This is a genomic window from Armatimonadota bacterium (genome assembly GCA_013314775.1).
In the GTDB taxonomy this organism is placed as follows: Bacteria; Armatimonadota; Zipacnadia; order Zipacnadales; family JABUFB01; genus JABUFB01.
The window spans coordinates 157,335-177,974 of record JABUFB010000002.1 but is presented as its reverse complement, the minus strand read 5'-3'; the positions used below and the strand labels follow the sequence as shown (position 1 = coordinate 177,974).

18 protein-coding genes are annotated in these 20,640 nt (G+C 63.4%); 5 read left to right on the top strand and 13 right to left on the bottom strand.

All coding sequences use genetic code 11. The features are described 5' to 3' along the window. Positions 1–101: 101 nt before the first annotated feature. Entirely contained in the window at positions 102–1,013 is a 912-nt protein-coding gene (locus HPY44_02110; GenBank protein ID NSW54784.1) for a DUF1559 domain-containing protein, read from the bottom strand. A gap of 151 nt (positions 1,014–1,164) precedes the next feature. On the opposite strand from HPY44_02110, the gene HPY44_02105 reads away from it, so the two are divergent. The 3 genes from HPY44_02105 to pabB are packed head-to-tail and all read left to right on the top strand — an operon-like array spanning position 1,165 to position 4,950. Further along, entirely contained in the window at positions 1,165–2,256 is a 1,092-nt protein-coding gene (locus tag HPY44_02105) for a Gfo/Idh/MocA family oxidoreductase (GenBank protein NSW54783.1), read from the top strand. A gap of 48 nt (positions 2,257–2,304) precedes the next feature. Beyond that, on the top strand, positions 2,305–3,096 hold the full coding sequence (locus tag HPY44_02100; GenBank protein NSW54782.1) for a sugar phosphate isomerase/epimerase: 792 nt from the start codon (positions 2,305–2,307) through the stop codon (positions 3,094–3,096). A gap of 36 nt (positions 3,097–3,132) precedes the next feature. Then, a complete protein-coding gene (gene pabB / locus HPY44_02095; GenBank protein ID NSW54781.1) occupies positions 3,133–4,950 on the top strand; it encodes an aminodeoxychorismate synthase component I in 1,818 nt (605 codons plus the stop codon). A 283-nt stretch (positions 4,951–5,233) separates the two neighbouring features. On the opposite strand, the gene HPY44_02090 is transcribed toward pabB, so the two are convergent. Together HPY44_02090 and HPY44_02085 are read right to left on the bottom strand one after the other, a co-directional pair. Next, complete coding sequence (locus HPY44_02090) at positions 5,234–5,812, bottom strand: hypothetical protein (GenBank protein ID NSW54780.1); 579 nt, start codon at positions 5,810–5,812, stop codon at positions 5,234–5,236. A gap of 51 nt (positions 5,813–5,863) precedes the next feature. After that, entirely contained in the window at positions 5,864–6,430 is a 567-nt protein-coding gene (locus HPY44_02085) for a hypothetical protein (GenBank protein ID NSW54779.1), read from the bottom strand. A 127-nt stretch (positions 6,431–6,557) separates the two neighbouring features. Between HPY44_02085 and HPY44_02080 the strand changes: the two genes are divergently transcribed. Beyond that, positions 6,558–7,592: a prolyl oligopeptidase family serine peptidase gene (locus HPY44_02080; GenBank protein NSW54778.1), complete on the top strand. Its 1,035-nt coding sequence runs from the start codon at positions 6,558–6,560 to the stop codon at positions 7,590–7,592. Between the two features lie 102 nt (positions 7,593–7,694). Next, positions 7,695–8,801: a Fic family protein gene (locus HPY44_02075; protein NSW54777.1), complete on the top strand. Its 1,107-nt coding sequence runs from the start codon at positions 7,695–7,697 to the stop codon at positions 8,799–8,801. A gap of 75 nt (positions 8,802–8,876) precedes the next feature. Here HPY44_02075 and HPY44_02070 read toward each other — a convergent pair whose 3' ends face one another. From HPY44_02070 to HPY44_02025, 10 genes are all read right to left on the bottom strand, one after another. Then, positions 8,877–9,545 (bottom strand): hypothetical protein, encoded by a 669-nt coding sequence (locus HPY44_02070; protein NSW54776.1) that lies wholly within the window; start codon positions 9,543–9,545, stop codon positions 8,877–8,879. Positions 9,546–9,569: 24 nt separating this feature from the next. Beyond that, entirely contained in the window at positions 9,570–10,574 is a 1,005-nt protein-coding gene (gene pta / locus HPY44_02065; protein NSW54775.1) for a phosphate acetyltransferase, read from the bottom strand. Positions 10,575–10,669: 95 nt separating this feature from the next. Continuing rightward, the gene (locus tag HPY44_02060) at positions 10,670–11,836 is read right to left on the bottom strand and encodes a glycosyltransferase (protein ID NSW54774.1); all 1,167 of its coding nucleotides are present in this window, start codon (positions 11,834–11,836) and stop codon (positions 10,670–10,672) included. A 78-nt stretch (positions 11,837–11,914) separates the two neighbouring features. After that, entirely contained in the window at positions 11,915–12,724 is an 810-nt protein-coding gene (locus HPY44_02055) for a hypothetical protein (GenBank protein ID NSW54773.1), read from the bottom strand. Positions 12,725–12,818: 94 nt separating this feature from the next. Then, positions 12,819–14,084: a transcription termination factor Rho gene (gene rho, locus HPY44_02050; GenBank protein ID NSW54772.1), complete on the bottom strand. Its 1,266-nt coding sequence runs from the start codon at positions 14,082–14,084 to the stop codon at positions 12,819–12,821. A 77-nt stretch (positions 14,085–14,161) separates the two neighbouring features. Beyond that, complete coding sequence (gene hpt, locus HPY44_02045) at positions 14,162–14,716, bottom strand: hypoxanthine phosphoribosyltransferase (protein ID NSW54771.1); 555 nt, start codon at positions 14,714–14,716, stop codon at positions 14,162–14,164. A 5-nt stretch (positions 14,717–14,721) separates the two neighbouring features. Beyond that, entirely contained in the window at positions 14,722–16,281 is a 1,560-nt protein-coding gene (gene guaA / locus HPY44_02040) for a glutamine-hydrolyzing GMP synthase (GenBank protein ID NSW54770.1), read from the bottom strand. A 464-nt stretch (positions 16,282–16,745) separates the two neighbouring features. Continuing rightward, positions 16,746–18,119, bottom strand: coding sequence for an NTP transferase domain-containing protein (locus HPY44_02035; protein NSW54769.1), 1,374 nt, complete (start codon positions 18,117–18,119; stop codon positions 16,746–16,748). After that, complete coding sequence (locus HPY44_02030) at positions 18,116–18,967, bottom strand: hypothetical protein (GenBank protein NSW54768.1); 852 nt, start codon at positions 18,965–18,967, stop codon at positions 18,116–18,118. Before HPY44_02030 ends, HPY44_02035 begins: the two co-directional genes overlap by 4 nt. A gap of 79 nt (positions 18,968–19,046) precedes the next feature. Next, positions 19,047–20,567 (bottom strand): hypothetical protein, encoded by a 1,521-nt coding sequence (locus HPY44_02025; protein ID NSW54767.1) that lies wholly within the window; start codon positions 20,565–20,567, stop codon positions 19,047–19,049. Between the last annotated feature and the right edge of the window lie 73 nt (positions 20,568–20,640).

Here is a 20,640-nt window from a genome sequence, read left to right as displayed (position 1 = left end):
TCTGCAAGCCGTGACTGTCGAAACACACAGGCGCCACCCTCTCCCGGGTGGCGCCTGTGTTTGCAGCTGTCGTGCCGTGCACGATTGGGTGAGTCAGTCCACTACCCCACCGGACCCCCGGTCGAACGAAGAACGGCCGGCATGCCGGGGCACGAGTACGCGCGCTTGCCCCACAGGAAGCTGTTCGGGTCCAGGGTGGCCTCGAGCTTGAGCCACTTGGCGTGGCCATCGGCGAAGTTGTAGTTAGTCCCACCATTGTGCGCTGCCGGGTTGATGTAGCAGATGTGATGCTTACCCATCGCGCTGCTGGCCTCCGCCGCGGAGATGGCCGCACGGGCTTCGGCCGCGGTAAGAGCGATGACCGGTGCGCCTGCATACGCCTCGCCATCGAACACCGCTCCACCCATGCTGACGCCGTTGGTCGGGCGGTGCGACTTGATCGCGTCGCCGCCGGTCGGAGATGTGTCCAGCAGGCACTGGATATAATCAGTGTACTCGGCCAGCATGATTGTCTCCGCAGGGTAATCACACATCGACAGATTCACGCACTGCTGAGGTACCGTGGCATATTTCTTCCGCGGGATGACCAGTTCGTTCGCCACGTAGCTCAGGCGTGGAGCCTGGATGTCGTTGCTGGCATTGAGCGGTGTCTGGCCGGGGGGAGGCTCAACCGGCGGTGTCGAGAAACAGGTCGGCGCCCAGCCCTTGACCTTGTGCTGCGGGCAGATGAAGATGCCCCAATTCTTCACGTACGGAGCAATCAGGCCGCTCCACTGGACGTAACCATTGCTGCTGTTCGCGCCGTTGACGTAGTAGTAGGACATCGGGAGTGTCTCGTCGTAGTCCTGCGCGTACATCATCATTCCGAGGCCCAGCTGTTTCATATTGCTCAGACAACTGGCTTGCCGGGCCTTCTCCCGGGCCTGTGCGAAGACCGGGAAGAGAATTGCTGCCAGGATCGCGATGATTGCGATCACAACCAGCAGCTCGATGAGCGTGAAACCGCGCTTCATAGGGAGATTCCTCCTTCGCATTGTCGGAGGCTCTCGGCCTCCGTGTCTGGACATGACTGTATTCCCGGACCATTAGGGCGCCGCTAAGAGCCTATTAGGAGTCGGTTGCCACTGTGCCAAGCCTTGAAGGTCTCCCCGCCAGGAGTGCAGAATGGTCCCCCCGCAGCCTGTCGGCTTCACACCGACTCGCCGGCTTGCCCGGCGTTCATCGACCCTTCGGAGGGAGACGGGAGCTTTGGCCAAGAAGAAACAGATCAACTGCGCGATGATCGGCTATGGCGGCGCCTTCAATATGGGGCGCGCCCATGCGAACATGATCAATGCCGTCGAGGGGATGCAGACCGTCGCCGTCTGCGACGTGGATAAGACCCGCACCGCACAGGCCGCCGAGGACTTCCCCGGCATCCGCACTTACAATGATGTCAAGGATCTCCTCAAGGACGATGACGTGGACCTGTGTGTGGTGATCCTTCCGCACAACATCCACGCCGAAGTCGCCATCCAGTGCTCCAAGGCCGGTAAGCACGTGATCGTCGAGAAGCCCATGTGCATCACGATCAAGCAGGCGACTCAGATGATCGAAGCTGCACAGAAGTCCGGCACCATGCTCACCGTCTACCACAACAGGCGGCGCGACGGGGATTTCAAGGCCATATTGCACACGGTCGAAAGCGGGGTCATCGGCGAGGTTTTCCACGTGGAAATGTGGATGGGTGGCTACAATCCTCCACGAGACTGGTGGCGCGCGGACAAGGAGATCAGCGGCGGCGCGTTCTACGACTGGGGCGCCCACTTCCTCGACTGGCTCCTTCAAGTCATGCCCGGGAAGATCGATACGGTCACAGGCTTCTATCACAAGCGCGTCTGGCACACCATGACCAACGAAGATCACGTGGAAGCCTGCATCCGCTTCGACAATGGCGCAGTCGCAAATGTCCAGCAGTCAAGCATCGCTGCGGTGGGCAAGCCCCGCTGGCGTATACTCGGCACCGAAGGAGCCCTGGTCCACGCTGGTGACCACCTGGATCTGCATGTCTTCAAGAACGGAATCCCGGTGCATGGCACGATCCCCTTCGAGGACACCGACTACCAGACGTGGTACAACAACATCGGCGACCATCTTCTGCGCGGCGCCGACCTTATGGTCAAGCCCGAGCAGGCCCGGCGCGTCATCGGGATCATCGAGTGCGCCGAAAAGTCGTCGCAGTCCGGCAAGGCCATGAAGGTCCCGTATGAGGACTGATTCTCCCAACGCCGATGCCCTAAGGCGGTTGACCGGAGGCACCGCACGATGAAGACCGGTCTCATGGTCGCCTCGCCACTCACGGAGTTCCAGGGCAGGTCACTGGACCTGCCCTCTCATCTTGCGCTCCTGAAGTCCTGGGGTGTCCAGACGCTGGATATCTTCCCATCTTTCCTCGGTGGGCGGTCCGCAGCAGAGGTGCGCAAGTACCTGGACGATGCCGGTATGCCCTGCGCGTGTTACTATATCGGCGTCGATCTGAACGCGACCGATGCGGCCACGATCGCCGCAGTGGACGACCTCTTCCGCCAGGGAATCGACGATGCCTGCACCCTGGGTGCGCCCATCGTTTTCACCCATGGGACCCAGCATTCCCATTCCGGCGACGATATGCGCCGGCGCTATGCCGACCGCCTGTCCGAGAAGCTCCCGGCGATCAAGGCCGCCGGCTTGACACTGGTGGTGGAGAACGCGGGCACCCTCATGCACACCCCGGGCCAGTGCCGGTGGTTGATGGAGGAACTCGGACCCGAGGGCCTGCGATTCTGCTCGGACACCGGCAATTTCTTCCTCTGGGGTGAAGATGAAGTCGAGAGCGTTCGTGAGCTGCTGCCCTGGACGATCCACTGCCACGTGAAGGACTACACCCACCAGATCTGGCATGAGCCCGGAGTCCGGCCCGATGCCACCAATGTCACCGTGGGCACGGGCACTGTGAGGAATGCGGATTGCATCGCGCTTCTGGCAGACCGCTGCGCCGTTGCGGCTCTCGAGCCCCACACCATCGCGGCCACCGAACCCGGAACAGCGGCCCTTGCCGGTTGGATCGCGAACCTGTAAGCCGCCCCAACCGGCGGCGTGTCGTGGAGGGTGAACATGGATGATCTCTGTGCCCGTCTTTCCAAGGCGGGCGCTGTCCTTTTGGCGGGCAATGACACCTGGCGCGAGGGCTGCGCGGCCACGCTCCTCGAAGCACCGCGAGCCATCATTGAAACCTGGGAGCCCGGTGAAGTCTCCAGCGCTCTCGCTCGGGTGGACGAAGCACTGCGAGATGGCCTCACCGTGGCTGGGTTCGTCGCCTTTGAGGCCGGTCGGGCATTCGGCCTGTCCCACCACGACCCGTGGTCACGCACGCCGCTGGTATGGATGGCTTGCTACGAGCCGGACCATGTACAGACGCTTGAGCCGGACCAGTTAGCCACTCCTGCCGACTTCCCCGTGCCCGATGTGACCGTGGCCCTGAACATCAGCCGGCAGGACTACTGCGCCGCCATCGCCGCCATCAAGGAGTACATCGCCGCCGGCGACACGTACCAGGTGAACTACACCTGCCACGCGCGGTTCGAGATGCCCGGCGACCCGGCCCTGTATTTCCTGGCCATGCTGGGCTCTCACCCCGTCCCCTACGCTGCGTGGCTGAATCTCGGCGATGCCCAGGTGCTGAGCCTGTCGCCCGAGCTGCTCCTGCGCAAGCGCGGGCGACTCATCGCTACCAAGCCAATGAAAGGCACACGCCCTCGTGGCCGCACTCACCGGGAGGACGCAGACCTCGCGCGGGACCTGGTGACTTCCGTGAAAGACCGCGCCGAGAACCTGATGATCGTCGACATGATGCGCAATGATCTTGGGCGCTTCTGCGAACTGGGTTCCGTGCGCACCCCCGTGCTGTTCGAGGCCGAGAAATACGGAACCGTGTGGCAGATGACCTCGACGGTCGTGGGCACGGTCCCCCAGGGATCCGGAGTCGCCGATGTATTCGCGGCCACCTTTCCAGGCGCATCCGTCACCGGTGCGCCGAAAAAGCGCACGCTGGAGATCATCCGCGAGCTGGAGCCGGAACCGCGAGGCGTCTACTGCGGGGCAATCGGCCTGTTCATGCCCGGCGGAGACTTCACCTGCAACCTGCCCATCCGCACCCTGGTCCACCGCCAGGGGCAGTATGACCTGGGTATCGGCGCTGGAATAGTGTGGGACTCTGACGAGCAGGCGGAGTACGATGAGACGCTCCTCAAGTCCACTTTCGCTTTCCGGGTCCAGCCCGCGATGGAACTCTTCGAGACACTGCTGCTCAATGCCGAACGGGAGTACGCGCACCTGCAGGCCCACGTCGCCCGACTCCTCGCAAGCGCTGACTATTGGGACTTCGCGGCGGATGAGCAGGCCATCCGAGACCGCCTCGCGCAGGTCGCGAGGGAAGCGCACGAAGCGCCTCTCGTGGTTCGCATCTCCCTGAACCGCGCCGGCAAAATGACCGTCTCCACTCGCCCGGCGCCCCAGCCGCCTGCCGGTCCTGTAGCCGTGCGCCTGTCTTCTGAGCGCGTGGACTCGGGCGACCGCCTGCTGTACCACAAGACCAACCGCCGCGATCTGTATGACCGCGAGCGCCAGGCTGCCATCGACGAGGGGCTCTTCGAGGTCATCTTCGCCAATGAGCGCGACTGCCTCACCGAAGGCGCCATCACCAGTCTCTTCCTGCGCATCGGCGGTCATTGGGTAACGCCGCCCATCACCGAGGGCCTGCTGCCCGGCGTCTGGCGACAGGCGTTCATCGACCGCACCGGCTCCCGCCAGGAACCGCTTCCGATTGAGGCCCTGTCCCGTGCGGAGGAGGTACTCATCGGCAACTCCGTCCGCGGTGCCATCCAGGTGGGGCGCGTCCTTTCGGGCGATCAGACACTCTTTTCTCACACCTGAATCCGGTTCTCTCTTGCGCCTGCGGGGGGTATTGGCACGTCTCAGAAAGTGAAGTCAATTCACGGGGCGGTGGGGCAGGGGAGGAGATAGTCGTGCCTTGGCCTTGCTTTCCGAAGGTGCCCGGGCTTCACAGACGCCCCAGCAATCCGGCGAGGGGTGGCGGCGACGGCCGTTTGCCGTCGCCGCGTGCAAGATGCGGGCTTGCGCTCTGAATGCCGTCTACCCTTCCACCTGGCACCCATGCTTCCGGCGAAGCCTCAACAATGTTCACGGTGATTGGCCTTCACCGCACGACACCCTTCTGTGGGCCCTGCGGGCAACCATAGACCCCGCAGCCACCGTAGTACTCCCAGCAGTCCTGATGGTGCGGAGTGCCACACGCCGGGCATGTCACATACAACTCGCCGCGGAGAACCCTGCCCTGGCACACGGGACATTCAGCCATGCTCTTTTCGGCTCGGCCTGGCTCCATTCGGCGGCGCGGGATGACCTCGATCACCGGAATACGATGCGCACTCTCGACCTCCCACTCATCCTCGGCGTCCAGATCAATCACCAGTGTCTCGCGCGCAGCGGCCTCAACGGGCTCCAGCGGGGGAATTGCAGCCGCGGGGGCTCCGGCCGGGTATCCGCCCAGGCGTGAGCGCTCACGCTCGCGCCGGAGTCTCTCGGCGCGCTCAATCAGCGCTTTGCGGGCCCGCTCATCCTGTATCAGGTCCCAGATCATCAGGATCCCGGTGGCAAGGCCGACGATGCCGCAGCCCAGGATGAGCACGGTCCAACCGTACCCGAAGGGCCACGCCATGAGGCTTGCGAAGGCGATCAAGGCGCAGCCGCCCACGGTGAATGTGTCCCTGTTCATCCCGTCACTCGCAGACTCCCAAAGGTTCGCTACAGGTGTGACAGCCCGCCTTCAGAGCCGGGCCTTGCAGCCGAAAACCGCGCAGCCCCCGTTGTACTCCCAGCAGTCTTTGTGATGCGTCGCCCTGCAGACCGGGCATGACACAATCTGCTCCGCTTGGAAGATCCTGGTCTGGCATACCGGGCACTCCTTGAGGTCCTTCTCGGCCCGAATCGCCGCAGGAGTGACCACCCGGTCTGCGGAAGTCGAGGACCCGGCCTGACCCACGATAGGCGCTGTCTTACCCTGGATCGTCGGCGCGCGCGGCACTGCGGCCGGAGGTGTGGCCGCTGCGGCCCTCGCCCTGGCCTGTTCGCGCTCCCTGCGCAGGCGTTCCGCGCGCTGAATAAGGTCCTGTTGCGCCTGGTCGATTCGGCCGCGGTAGAGCCAGACCTGAACTCCCAGGACTGCACCGACCACCAGCGGTCCCCCGATAGCCACCGTAAGGGCGGCCCTGAACAAGGCGCGCGCCTCCGCGTAGTGCCCGTTCGCCTGGGCGATAGCCGACATAGCGAACAGGATGACGAACAAAGCCACCACAGCCGCGCATCCCACGGGGGCCAGGGAATCCCGGTTCATGACTCAGGAACTCCGCAAAAGCCTTCGATCGGAATGAAATTCGCCGCTTTCGCCTCCTTACCTACCCGCGGCGGAAGGAGACCTCGCGAGATTCAGCGAAAACCCACACCCGAAAGGGGGCCTCAACATGGCCAAGCGCAACTTCTCAATGATCGAGTACTTCAACCGCATCGCCGCAGACTGGGAGCCGCTGCTCGCGTTCAGGGGTTCGACCCAGGAGGACTTCGAGGAGTGGCAGTCGCACGCCAGCGAGAAGTACTTCGAACTGCTGGGAGACTTCCCGGAGCCCGTGGACCTGGACCCGGAAGTCATTTTCAGCGTCGAGGAGAACGGGATCATCCGCGAACGCGTGATCTTCGACTCCGAAGAACACATGTCGGTACCCTGCGTGGTCCTGCGGCCGGCGGACATGCCCTCCAACGGCAAAGGCGCGGCCATCGTCTGCAGCCATGGACACGGAGCCTTCGGCAAGGAGGCCGTGGCGGGCAATGCAACGACGCCCGCATTGCGCAGCGACATCGACCAGCACTGCTACAACTACGGCGAGATCATGGCCCGCGCGGGCTATCTCACCATCAGCCCCGACCTGCGGGTGTTCGGTGAGCGCGCCGACGGGGGCAATCCTTACCCGGGTCGGGACAAGTGCAATGTGCACTTCATCCGGGGCGCCATCTTCGGCATCTACACTCTCACCCTGAACATCTGGGACATGAAGCGCTGCGTGGATTACCTGGAGACCCGGGCGGAGGTCGACCCGGCGCGTATCGGGATGATGGGCCTGTCCCAGGGCGGCACGATGACCACCTGGGCGGTTGCCGCCGAGCCCCGCTTCAAGTGCGCGGACATCATCGGTTACCTCAACCCGTGGGAGCGCTTCGGGGTGAACCGCGCCAACTTCTGCGGCTCCCAGATTGTGCCCGAGATTCACAAGTACTTCGACACCCACGACATCGCCGGATTGATTGCCCCGCGGCCGCTTCTGGTGGAGGCCGGGGTTCATGACACCTGCTTCCCTATCGAAGACCAGCTCATCAGCATTGAAGCCCTCAAACGCATCTACGCGGCGGCGGGAGCGGAAGAGGACCTCTGGGTGGACATTCACCCGGGTGAGCACGCCTTCGCGAATAACAAGGCGCATGCGTTTTTCGGGAAGTATCTGTGAGGCAGTATGCGGTGAATGACGGCCCTATTCGCCGCAAATTCTGCGGCGAATAGTTGCGCTTGCGGTGGACACCGAGTATAATCGCCGCATGGGGTGCGGCGAATGAGCCAGTACATCTACGATCAGCAGGATTGGCCACAATTCCGTTGGGATGCTGGACTTCTGTCTCAGCGTCTGGCTGGGGTCCGGTTTCAGCAGGGCCGCCTGCTAGGGCAACTTGAGTCGCTGGGCTTTGCCGTTCGTGACGAGACAACCCTCGGCGTGCTCACTGAGGATGCTCTCCGAACCAGCGACATCGAAGGAGAACACCTGGACGCTGCGCAGGTCCGCTCATCCGTGGCGAGACGGCTGGGTATGGATGCGGGCGGGCTGCAGACCGTAGACCGCCGGGTCGAGGGAGTGGTGGAGGTGGTGGTGGACGCTACCCAGCGCTACCGCGAGCCGCTGACCGCCGACAGGCTCCGCGGCTGGCACGCGTCCCTGTTCCCCACTGGGCGCAGCGGAATGCGGCGGATCACCGTTGGCGCCTGGCGCACAGACGAGACAGGCCCGATGCAGGTTGTCTCGGGCCGCACCGGGCGCGAGCGTGTTCACTTTGAGGCCCCGTCGGCAGACAAGCTTGAGCGGGAGATGCAGGCCTTCCTGGAGTGGTTTGAGGGCGACCCGAAGATCGACGGAATCCTGCAGGCGGGGATCGCCCATCTGTGGTTGGTCACGGTTCACCCCTTCGACGACGGCAACGGGCGCATCGCCCGGGCGGTTGCCGATATGGCTCTTGCGCGCTGTGAGGGCACGGCACAGCGTGCGTACAGCATGTCCGCGCAGATCCGCCTGGAACGCGAGGCCTACTACACGATTCTGGAGCGCACGCAGAAGGGGACGATGGACGTCACGCCGTGGCTGGACTGGTTCATCGAGTGCCTGGGGCGGGCAATCAGCGGCGCGCAGGACACGCTGTCACGGACCATCCACAGGGCGCGTTTCTGGGATGCTGCGGGGCCAGTCAACGAGCGCCAACGCCGGGTGCTGAACCTCCTGCTGGGCGAGTTCGAAGGAAAGCTGACTACCTCGAAGTGGGCGCGAATCGCGAAATGCTCCAAGGATACTGCGCTGCGCGACATTCGCGATCTCCTCGAGCGCGGCATTCTGGTCCGAGGCCCGGGCGGAGGTCGCAGCGTGAGCTATGAACTCGGCCAGCCGGTTGACTGACCGGCCGCCGTATACTCCACGGGCCGCCTTCAGCGCGAAGGCGGCCCGTTTGCTATCTCCAGTCACACTGCGGCGTTACAGCCCGGCGCTCTGGATCTGCTCCATCACCCACGCACGTGCTTCCTGCCCCTCCGCTTGCAGCTTCCCATCAGGTCCGTAGACCCGCAGGTGCGGGATGGACTGCAGGCCGAACTGCTGCGCGGTCGGTGATCCCCAGTCGATGCCTTTGTGTCCCGGCCGGTTGATGTCCACCTTGATCAGCACGATGTCTTCGCGCAACTCGGTCAGTTTGTCGATGTACGCGCCCAAGCTGACGCACGGGCCACAGTACAGACTGAAGAAGTCCACGATATTGGTCTTCCCCGGGATCAGCAGCTTCTCCAGGTCCACCTCTTCCCCGTGCGCGACGACCCGGATGTCCTCCTGCCCAAGAGCGACTTCGCTCAGGCGCGTGGCCTTGGCCTTCTGTTCCGCGGTGATGTCCGGTCTCTCCAGCGCCATGCCGTACAGGTGCGCCATGAGCAGGCTGTGAGCCCCTGCCACCTGCATCAACTCGGCGGTGTCCAGCTTATCCCAGCCCTTCTCAGCAGCGAGGGCAAGGATGCGGGACAGGGCGGGAACGGCGTCGGCAAGCTTCCCCTGCGCTACGAGGGCGGAGGCCGCTTGATACTCCTCGGCGATTGTGGCGGCACTGCATGGCAGAATGACCCACACCAGCATGACCACGAGCAGCAGCGCGCGCATCTCATCCAACTCCTTCGTGTTCGGTTAGATTCCCGCGCCTGCGCGCAGGGCGGCAATGGCAATGACGTTGACGATCTCGTCGGCGGTGGAACCCCGGGACAGGTCCAGGCCGGGCTTGGCCAGTCCCTGAACCAATGGGCCGTAGGCCTCGCCGCCGGTGAGTCTCTGCACCAGCTTGTAGGCGATGTTCCCGGCATCCAGATCGGGAAAGATCAGGACGTTGGCAGTCCCCTGTAGCTTGTCGCCCGGGCACTTCTGGGCGGCCACTTCAGGGATAATTGCCGCATCGCCCTGCAGTTCGCCCTCGATCAGCAGGTCCGGTCGGCGGCTTTGGGCCAGACGGGTGGCCTCGACGACCTTGTCCACGTCCGGATGGGTCGCGCTTCCCTTAGTTGAGAACGACAGCATGGCCACGCGCGGTTCCACCTCGAAATAGAGACGGGCGCTGTCGGCGGTGCTGATGGCGATATCCGCAAGCTGGTCGGCGGTGGGCTGGGGCACCACGCCCGCGTCGGCAAAGATGAACATGCCGTTCTTGCCCAGATGGCGCTGTGGAGTGGTCATGATGAAGCAACTTGAGACCGTATTGCAGCCCTCACGCGTGCCGACGATGCGCAGCAGGGCCCGCAGGACATTGGCGGTGGAGTTGAGACGCCCCGCGACGCTGCCGTCTACCTTGCCCTGCTTCAAGAGTGCGGCGGCGCAGTAGAGCGGGTCTGCAACGGCCTCGTACGCTTCCTCTTCCGTCAGGCCCTTGTCCTTGCGCGCCTCGTAGTAGGTGGCCGCACATTCCTGACGCACCTGCGGATCCTCGGGGTCAATGACTTCGAGGGATGTGAGATCCAGTCCGAGATGCTTACCGCGGGTCTCGACATACTTGGGTGAGCCGACAAGGACGACTTCAGCAAGCCTGGCCTCCTGAGCGGTGAGGGCGGCCTGCAGTGTGCGGTCGCAGTCGGTCTCCGGAAGTGCAATGCGCTTGTGGTATCGGACGGCACGCTCGCGGATGGAGTTGATGACGCTTTGCAAGACAATCGCCCCTCGATAGATTGGGTCTGGTTGAATGACTCAAACCATGTGATATTGAGACTGCGTCGGAACGCAGGGACTTCCGTGGGCCGGACTCAGCGGCGTTCCAGCCTGCAGATTGATGCGGCCCGGTCGTATACTTCCAGCAGCTTATCCGTCACGGCGGAGATGTCATATCGCTGCACGCGCTCCCGGGCAGTGCGGACGATCCTGTCTCGCAAGCCCGGATCGTTGTGCAGGGCCATGACCTGCTCGGCTAGACCTTCCGGCCCGCTCTCCGGGGAGCTGAGCAATCCATTCTCCCCGTGGTCCACCATATCCTGAGCGCCGGGGGCCCGGACGGCCACCAGTGGCGTACCCACTGCCATGGCTTCGGTGTAAGACAGCGGCTGCGTCTCGCTCATGCTGGCGGTCATGAACACGTCCAGGGCCGCCTGATAGTGTGCGACATCGGAATGTGGCACCGCGCCGGCGAAGGTGACCCGGTCTGCAATGCCCAGTTCCTTCGCGAGGGTCTGCAGAGGCTTGGCCTCGGCGCCGCTGCCCACCATCAGAAAATGGGCATTTCGAACCTGCGCCATGACAATCGCGGCGGCTCTCAGGACCACATCAAGGCTCTTCTCGGGGGCAAGGCGCCCGATGAACCCCATGACGAAGCGGTCTTTCAGGCCGAAACGCTCGCGCACCGGCCCGGGTTCAGGCACGGGCAGGGCGCTCAGGTCAATAGGATTGGGCAGGATCTCGATGGGCGTGGTGATCCCCTGTTGCCGCAGGCGGGCGCGGGTGGACGGGACCGGCGTGGTGATCATGTGACACTTGTTGCAGTAGGTGGTGACGCGGGTCTTGAGGTATGCCTCGACAAGCTGTTCCGGCAGCGGCACGAGCTGCTTGTACAGCTCATATTCGGTATGCACCGTAGTGACCAGCGGCAGGCCCACCCACTGCGCGAACCACTGTCCCCAGACTCCGACCCAGACCGGATGCTGGGTGTGCACGAGATCGAACTCCACCCGCTTCAAGGCGTCCAGAACCGGTCTGGAATAGGGGACGGCGATGTCGTAGTCCCAGTCGCCGGGCAGCGGAACCGAGGGGAAACGGCTCACGCGCTCGTGGTCCAGGGAGACATCATAGTCGTCGGGCGCGGGGGCGAAGATAAAAACCTGATGCCCACGGTTTTCAAGACCCACCCGGTAAGCCTCGACACAATTAGCGACACCGTTGAGGGTCGGGTGATAGGTGTTCGTGAAGATGGCGACTCGCACGACCGGAGGCCTCCCGGGGCATCCGCGGGTGCCGAAGATTGGCGCTTCAGTCTACTCGGGCACAAGACGGAGCCTGCGCTACCCCGAAGCCCGGTCCATGGCGGCGGCCTTCTCGCGCAGCAGTGGCAGGATATGTGGATCTGCGAAAGACTGGGCAAGCAACCAGTCGGCCGTCTCGCCCACGGGCAGGAAGGCGGGCTCGAGTTGTTCGGCCATCTTGACCCTGGCGGTGGCGTATTCGTCATCGCTGAAGGTCCGGGCCTCTCGGAAAAGCGCCTCAATCTGGTTCGCCGTGAGGCCCTTGGAGTCGGCGGCGAGGTTGGCAGCGAAGGGGCCAATCTCGGCGTCGAAATCCTCCTGAGTCAGGCTGCGGAAACCGTCGAGCATCTCAAGGGCGTCCGCACGCGCCTGTCCAGCACCCGACGCGATCCGTAGTTGGTCCTCCGACAGGATGCCGCGCAACTCTTTGGCGAGTGCGCTTTCACCACCAGCACCGAGCCACGGCTCGCCGTCCAGACGCGTCTCGAGCGCGACGATCCCTCGCTTGACTTCCTCGGAGACGTCTTCGCCTGCGATCAACGCCTTCCGCCGCTGCTGCAGCAGGGGCAAGAGTTCGGCTTCGGTGGCCTTGCGGGTCTCTCGCGTGGCCTGAAGTGTGGCGTCGACTTTCTCGAGCGCGTCGATGAGACGCTCGACCTGCTCCCGAGACAGCGACAGGTCATTAATAAACTCGATCGACCGAATTTCCGAACGCAGTGCGTCGATGTCCACGGGCTTCTCCGCAGGCGGCGTTGGCCTGCACCCCGCGAGGATGCACACCGCCAGGACAAAGAAGGCGAGGGCACAAAGCGGGTATCTGGGTTGGCGTGCCGCGCCGCGGTGTATCATCGCGTCCTCGCTCGCTCCAGAATAGTTCTTCACGATCAAAGATTCGACAAATGGCGGTGAACACCTGCCCGAGTCGCCAGTGCGGCCCCGCGCATTACCGCCGCTTGAACGAATGGGCGGCCATGGCCAGGAACTCCTGATTAGTCTTGGTGCGGCGCAGGCCCTGCAGGAGGGTCTCGGTGGCGTCGGTGGTATCCATCACGTTGAGCGCCCGGCGAAGCTGCCAGACATTCTGCATTTCGTCGTCGTTGAACAGCAGCTCCTGGTGGCGGGTATTGGACTTCTGGATGTCCACCGCGGGGAATGTGCCACGGTTGGCAAGTTCGCGAGACAAGACCAGGTCCAGGTTGCCCGTGGCCTTGAACTCCTCATAGATCATTTCATCCATGCGGCTGCCGGTCTCGATGAGAATGGTCGCAAGGATGGTGAGGCTGCCACCGTGCTCGATATTCCGGGCGGCGCCGAAGAACCTCTTTGGCCGATACAGGGCGGTGGGGTCCAGACCCCCGGACAGGGTGCGTCCGCTTGGGTCCACAGTCAGATTGCTGGCGCGGGCAAGGCGGGTGATGCTGTCCAGGAGGATGACCACGTCTTCGCCCATCTCGACCAGGCGCTTTGCCCGGGCCATGACGGTCTCGGCCACCCGCAGGTGGTTCTCGGGAAGCTCGTCGAAAGTCGAGCTAATGACTTCGCCGTCGACGGAGCGCGCGATATCCGTAACCTCTTCGGGGCGCTCGTCGATGAGCAGCACCATGAGGCGCAGGTCGTCATAGTTCTCCGTGATGCAGTTAGCAATCTGCTTGATGATCGTCGTCTTGCCGGCCTTGGGCGGGGCAATGATGAGCCCGCGCTGGCCCCGGCCGATAGGCGTGATCAGGTCAAGCATGCGGCCGGTAATGTTCGAGGGCGATTCGGTCTCCAGCCGAATGCGCTCTTGCGGGTAGACCGGGGTCAAGTCCTCGAAATGCGGCCGGCCCTTGAGCTTCTCCGGCGGCTCACCGTTGATGGTCTGCACCCGCAGCAGTGACCAGTAGCGCTCGGTGTCCTTGGGCGGGCGCACGGGGCCGCTTACAAGGTCCCCATATCGCAGGTCAAATCGCTTGATCTGGGTTTCGGCCACATACACGTCCATCTCAGGATTAGGCGTGTACCCGTCGGCGCGCAGAATCCCGCGGCCGTCGGGAAGGGCCTCGAGCACCCCGTAGCGATAGCTGTGGCCGTTCCTCTCGCTCTGGGCCACGAGCAGCTTCATGCACAGATCTTGCTTCTTCGCCGAAGAGTACCCCGGGATGCTCATCTGTGCGGCGATCTGACGCAGTTCATCAACGGTCTTCCGCTGAAGTTCGGCAAGTTCCAACATGGGTGCACCACAGCTCTCGATAGATTGCGGAGCAAAGCCCCGCTCGCGACAAGTAAGGTAGTTGGGCGCCAATGCCCCTACTGACGGTAGGCCTGGGGTTTCAGAACAGCAACGTATGGGAGGTCCCGGTGTTTCTGGGCGAAGTCCAGGCCATACCCCACGACGAACAGGTCAGGGATCTCGAAGCCGGTATAGTCAGGCTTCAGATCTGTCTTGCGGCGCGAGGGCTTGTCCAGCAGGCAGCAGATCCTCAGCGACGCAGGTCCCATCCCCGCGACTTCATGTGCCAGGCGGCTCAGAGTCTGACCGGTGTCCACGATGTCTTCGACGATAAGCACATCCCGGCCGCGGAGATCCGTGCATTCGCCGAGTTTCAGAGTCACTTCGCCTGAGGAACTCGTTGAATCGCCGTAGCTTGCAGCCGACACGAACTCTACCGCAACGGGGACAGTCATCGCGCGCATGAGATCAGCCAGGAAGACCACGGCGCCCTTGAGTACGCCGAGCAGGACCAGATCACGGCCTTGATAATCGGCGCTGATCTGCAGGGCCAACTCGCCCACGCGACGGGCAAGGGTGCCCTCGTCCAGCAAGATGCGTTCGACATCGTCGGGTACGTCGGCGGCAGACACGGGATCTACTCCCACTCAATGGTCCCCGGGGGTTTGGACGTGATATCGTAGACGACGCGGTTGATGCCCCTGATCTCGTTGGTGATGCGGTTGGAGATGCGCGCCAGCACCTCGTGGGGAATGCGCACCCAGTCGGCGGTCATGAAGTCGTCGGTCTCCACCGCACGGACAATGATAGGATGCCCATAAGTGCGGCCGTCCCCCATGACGCCAACGCTGCGCATGGTCGCCAGGACGGCAAAGCACTGGGAGATGGAGCGCTCAAGTCCTGCAGCCTTGAGCTCCTCGCGCACAATGGCGTCCGCCTCACGCACCAGGGCCAGGCGTTCTCGGTCAACGGATCCGATGATGCGTACTGCAAGACCTGGGCCGGGGAAGGGCTGGCGCCACACAATCTCTTCAGGCAACCCCAGTTCCAGGCCGGCACGGCGGCATTCGTCCTTGAACAGCCACCGCAGGGGCTCCAGGTTCTCGTGTTTCATATCCGCGGGCAGTCCGCCCACATTGTGGTGGGTCTTGATGACATCGGTTGCACCCGAGCTTCCGCCGCTCTCGATGACATCGGGATAGAGAGTACCATGGGCGATGAAACGGTATTCGCCCAGCTTCTCGCTCTCTTCTTCAAAGGTTCGGATGAAGGTTTCGCCGATGATCTTGCGCTTTGCTTCGGGGTCTTCGACGCCTTCGAGTTTGGCCAGGAACCGGTCGGAGGCGTCAACAGCCACGAAGCGGTCGCCCAGGAGGTTGCCGAAGAACTCGCGCACTTGCTCGGGCTCGTTCTTGCGCATGAGACCGTGGTCGATGAACATGCACAGGAGGCGGTCGCCCACTGCGCGGTCAAGCAGAGCGGCGCAGACCGACGAATCCACCCCACCAGATAGCGCGCACAGAACCCGGTCGTCACCGATGGTCGCGCGCAGATCCGCAACGGCTTCCTCAATGAAGGATGATGATTTCCAATCGCCACTGCAGCCACAGGCGCGCTTGAGGAAGTTCTCGAGCACCGTCTGCCCGAGGGGCGTATGGTGCACTTCGGGGTGGAACTGCACACCGTATAGTTTCCGCGACTCGTCACCCATTGCAGCCACAGGCGAATGCTCGGTGTGAGCCAGCACCTGGAATCCGTCGGGGACCCGGGTGACCTTGTCCCCGTGGCTCATCCACACCTGCATTTGGTCGCCGCAGCCCTCAAGAAGGGTGCCCGGACGCTCGATGACCGCTGTCTGGCGGCCGTACTCGCGCTGGTTGCCGCCCGGCGACACGACGCCGCCCAGTACCTGCGCCATAAGCTGCTGACCGTAGCAGATGCCGAGGACCGGGATTCCTGCCTCGAACAGGGCGCGCTCCACCCGTGGCGCCCCGTCCTCATACACACTGGCGGGGCCGCCTGAGAGGATGATCCCCCGCGGCTCTTCGGCGAGAAGCTTTTCCACGGGGGTATCGTAAGGCCTGATCTCGGCGTACACGTTCAGTGCACGGACCTTCCGCACAATCAGCTGAACGTACTGTGCCCCGAAATCGAGCACAAGCACGCGTTCGCCACGATGTCCCTGGCGTTCAGTCACGGCCGTTTACCTGTCCTGCGCGGGATTCATGGAATGCGGGCGATACGATGGAGGATTGCCTGCGAAAGGCGCCGATAATGGTTGATTGCCCTCGTGACGGTCCGTGACAGGCCGCCGTATGCTGCGCTTGACTCAGGTTCCCGATCCACACTCACCGTCTGGTCTGCCGGCCTCGGCTGCACTGTGGCGGAACGCCGCCGTTAGCACACCGGCGTGCGGAGCGATCTCCTGACGTGTTCTACCCGGGGTTATCATCAGTGCACGTGATCCGTGCCTGTACGGCCCTGCCCCACCAGGACACGTGCCGGAGGCTTCTGTCGGAATCAAGGAGCGTTGCGCGCTCGGGAAATCTTCGGACAGCACTGGGGACTTACGAGCTACTTAGCGAGTATAACAGTGGCCCCGTGCAGTGTCAACGGTTCCGGGCCTCGTTTTTCGCGGAATCCGGGGCGAATCCGGGCTAACTACCAGCCATAGCGGTTGGGGCCCCACTCCTTGCGAACCGTCTGCTGTTCCAAGAGCACCACGGTGTTGTGGGGCAGATCCTCACTCTGCACCACACCCGGCCCCACGCAGGAGTACGCGCCGACCTTCACGCCGGGCATGATAATCGCGTTCACCCCGGTGCGTGTATAATCGCCGAAGTAGGCCACATTCGCGCCGACTTCCGGGATCTCGCGGCGGCCGGCCACCAGGTGCGTCGTGTTCCCGTCGTCAAAGCGCAGGGTACCGCAGACTGTGGCTGCACCCACATCATGCCGCGCCCCAAAGACCCCGGCCATCTCGCAGTAGTGGTAGAGGTAGACGCCCTCGAACAGCACCCCTCCCAGCTCCGCGCCGTGGCCGATGAGCGAGTCCGACCCCACGCAGGCTCCGCCGCCCACCTGGCAGTAGTCCCGGCACCGGACCTTGCTGCCCAGCACGCAGTTGCCGCCCAGGATCGCCCCATTGGTGATCTGACTACCCGCCCCCGCGATGAGGTTTCCCTGGATCACCACCCGGTTGCCGATGACCGCGCCCGGTCCCAGGCACACGTAGCCGCTGATCTCCGCGCCGTCGTGGATGCGCGCATCCGGGGCGATACGATTGTCCGTCAGGCGGCCGCAGAGATACCGCGCGAAAGCATGGTTTGCTTCGAGCACATGCCACGGCTTGTCGATGTCCACGAACAGCCCGGTATGCTCCCAGGCCATCACGGAGTTCCCGGCATCAATGGCAAGCTGGAGCGACTGAGCGAGTTCGGCCTCATGCGCCGGCATACCGCCCACATTCACGCAGTCTACGAAGCCCGGGTTAGCGCGGATGAAAGGCACGCAGTCCGGTGAGAACCCGTACAACCCGCACAGACGGTGCGATGCCGCGCGCGGGTGACCAGAAATGCCGGTGAGCTCGCCGCTTGCGGACAACGATCCACAGAGCCAGTTGAGCGAGTCACGCTCTCCAAGTGGCGACAATGCGGCTGCTGCGAAAGGCTGCTGATCTTTGAAGGCCTGCAGGAACCCCCGCAAGCCCTCCTCGTCGAACAGACAGTCGCCGTAGATGACCAGGAACGGCTCGTCTTCGCCCGCAATGGCGAGGGCATCCAGGACCGCTCCGGCGGTGCCCGTAGCGCCCTTCTGGTGCACGAAGACGACATCCAGGCCAAGCAGCGCGTGGCGGACGCGTTCGTGCAGGTAGCCCACGACAACGAGTACATCTTCAATCCCGGCGCGGTTCAGGCATTCCACTGTCCAGCGCGCAAGGTACGTGTCGCCAACGGGCAGGGCGGCCTTTTGGCGCGTCAGCTCGTACGGGAAATTGCGGCTGCCTGCTCCCGCGGCCAGGATGATGGCCTTCATGGGGCTTCCTCCTGCAGTGCTTCACCCGTCTTGCTCGCCTCGCGGGCCAGGGAATCGGCTATCTTCTCGCGCGCCTCGTCGATGAGCATCTGGACGTCCTCAGTGCGGTAGGTGCGCTGTTCCCAGGACCGCTGGGCGACGCTTTTCAGAAAGCCTTCGAACTCGTCGAAATACGATCCGTAGATGTGGAATGAGTCCACGACATGGTTGTACTGACCCACGCGGATGGGGCGGCCGAGGCGCTCGCTGATCCTTTCTGCCACCACTCGCTGCAGATCGGTGAAGGCGTACATGTTCATGAAGGCGGCCTTGAAGGCGTCATTGCTGCGCATGTGGGCCGCAAGCACCAGGGCGTCATCGAAAATGCGAAACCACAGGCGCTGCAGGCAGGCCGGGTGATCGATACCCGCATCATCCCAGGCTTTCCAGATGACCGCCTGGGCGCGCCGGGAATGAGGGGTTTCAACGAGCGTGTCCACCACGTACTGGATCTGGTCGATGGGCTGTTCGATGCCGGGCACGGTGTACCTGGCAAAGCGCTCGTGGTAGGTGTATTGCCACTTGCCCTCATCGGGTGCGATCCAGTGGTCATGGATGCCGTCGATGACCTCCTGGCGGTAGACCTCGAGTTCATAGAAGCCGCCGGGCATGGCGCGGTGGATTCGGGGCTCGGCGAAGGGATCGGCCACGGCGAGCATGAGGGAAGCATCGCGGCTCTCCGGGTCGCCGGGCTGGTCATACTGGGTGGCAATGCGCGCACCCCGCTCCCAGGTGGCAAGGACGGCCTTCTCCCAGCCTTCCGCCAGGGTCTGGCTCTCAATGTGGATCGTAGGCAACTGGAACTGCATGATGTCGGGTACCTCCGGGTGCGTCGCGTGATTCAGGCGGCGTTTCTTGTGGGATCGGCGAAGAGCTACTGCCGGCACGTCAGGCGGCGGGGGGCTTCTCCATGGAAGCCATCAGCTCATCCCAGGCTCTGATCTGTTCCTCACTGCGCTCCTCAAGTTCGATGCGCTCCTGCTCGGAATAGCTCGGTATCCTCGACGCCAGCGCACAACTGAGCCAGAAGTAGGTCCCCGCGGGGGCCAGATACAATGCGGAGCCCACCATCAATTGAATACTCAGGTTGATGGCTCCTGCCACAAGGCCCGCGGCGAGCACGCTGTCCCTGCGATTGCCGCCGGATAGCCCGGTGGCGGCGGATGTCATCGCCCTCCAAAGAAGCCAGACGAACAGCGCGAGACCGGGCAGGCCAAGCTCCTTCATGGCGCGCCCGAACTCGTTCTCGATCATTACGGCAGTCTCGCCCTTGACGGCCATCTCTTCCTCGATCATCCCATAAGCCCGCCCGGCTCCGGCTCCACTGGCGACGCCGGTTCCCAAAGGGTACTTCGCGAGCATTTCCAAACCCTTGCCCAGGGGCTCGATAGCCCGGTCCACGATAGCCGGGATATTCAGTCGACTCTGGCTGTAGCGGGCGGACATCATGCGCCCGACGTGGACGTCCGCCTGCCAAAGGCCAATGATGGCCAGGACGAACAGGCCCACGAGAAGCTGTGGGCGTCGGGCCATGATGACGAAGGCCACCACGCCGAAGACCGCCCCAACCAGGGGCGCTCTCCCACCGGTGGCCGCCATCGCAACGACGCAGATCGGACCGGAAATGAGCAGGAGTATCTGGACTAAGGAGAAAGGACGGGCAGCAAGGGCGCAGGCCATGCATACCACCGCCGCGTAGCTCATGGTCGCGCCCGCGACACCGGGGTGGACGTAAGAGCCGGGCGCCCGGAACAGGTCGTTGTTCTGGAAACGGGCGTAGAAATCGAAACTGCTGTTGATCGCCAGCAGGTGTTCGTAGCCGATCTGCCCCTGGACGATAATATAGATCCCCGTGGCCCCGCTGATGAAGGCGATGAACATCAGCAGCCGTTCGAATTGCCTGCGCGTGACGATGCTGTCGTAGGCGATGAAGAAGATGGGTATCCAGATGATCCAGGAGCGCAGCCCGGCGAGAGCCAGCAGACCGCTCATGTTCTCGGAATTGAACATCTGCGCCATGCAGTACAGGATGAACATGATCGCGGGCACGGCTACGCGGGTCTGCAGCGAGGTCCGCCCCAGTCCGTTCATCCCGTCCCAGATCCAGTGGAGCACAGCAAGCATCAGGTAGATGTCCTTGAGCAGGACCGTGAACATCCCCGGGTAGATGCCTTTGATGAGGCCGTCCACGCAGCCGATGGTGATGACGGCGTAGATCGAGGCTTCTGTGGAAGAAATGGCAGCGACAGTGCCCAGGGTCGCGACGCCGGCAGCCAGCGCGAGCAGCGGCTGGTTGGTCGCGATCATCGTGGCCAGACTCACTGCTATGGCGCCGGCGATGGTGCCCATCGTCAGCAGGGCGGTGAGCTGCGAGCCCGGGTTCGACGTCTGCGCGGTTGTCGCGTTCACTCGTGGTGGTTCCGGGAGGTCGCGGCACGCAGGCCATGAACTTCCTGCGCGGGACGGAATGGTGGATCGCGAA

Bases quoted from the DNA above. Each gene is read 5' to 3' on its own strand.
- HPY44_02080 (NSW54778.1), top strand. From the start codon at position 6,558: ATGGCCAAGCGCAACTTCTCAATGATCGAGTACTTCAACCGCATCGCC.
- rho (NSW54772.1), bottom strand. From the start codon at position 14,084: ATGTTGGAACTTGCCGAACTTCAGCGGAAGACCGTTGATGAACTGCGT.
- HPY44_02090 (NSW54780.1), bottom strand. From the start codon at position 5,812: ATGAACAGGGACACATTCACCGTGGGCGGCTGCGCCTTGATCGCCTTC.
- HPY44_02075 (NSW54777.1), top strand. From the start codon at position 7,695: ATGAGCCAGTACATCTACGATCAGCAGGATTGGCCACAATTCCGTTGG.
- HPY44_02100 (NSW54782.1), top strand. From the start codon at position 2,305: ATGAAGACCGGTCTCATGGTCGCCTCGCCACTCACGGAGTTCCAGGGC.
- HPY44_02070 (NSW54776.1), bottom strand. From the start codon at position 9,545: ATGCGCGCGCTGCTGCTCGTGGTCATGCTGGTGTGGGTCATTCTGCCA.
- HPY44_02030 (NSW54768.1), bottom strand. From the start codon at position 18,967: ATGCAGTTCCAGTTGCCTACGATCCACATTGAGAGCCAGACCCTGGCG.
- pabB (NSW54781.1), top strand. From the start codon at position 3,133: ATGGATGATCTCTGTGCCCGTCTTTCCAAGGCGGGCGCTGTCCTTTTG.
- HPY44_02055 (NSW54773.1), bottom strand. From the start codon at position 12,724: ATGATACACCGCGGCGCGGCACGCCAACCCAGATACCCGCTTTGTGCC.
- HPY44_02105 (NSW54783.1), top strand. From the start codon at position 1,165: ATGGTCCCCCCGCAGCCTGTCGGCTTCACACCGACTCGCCGGCTTGCC.
- HPY44_02085 (NSW54779.1), bottom strand. From the start codon at position 6,430: ATGAACCGGGATTCCCTGGCCCCCGTGGGATGCGCGGCTGTGGTGGCT.
- HPY44_02110 (NSW54784.1), bottom strand. From the start codon at position 1,013: ATGAAGCGCGGTTTCACGCTCATCGAGCTGCTGGTTGTGATCGCAATC.
- HPY44_02035 (NSW54769.1), bottom strand. From the start codon at position 18,119: ATGAAGGCCATCATCCTGGCCGCGGGAGCAGGCAGCCGCAATTTCCCG.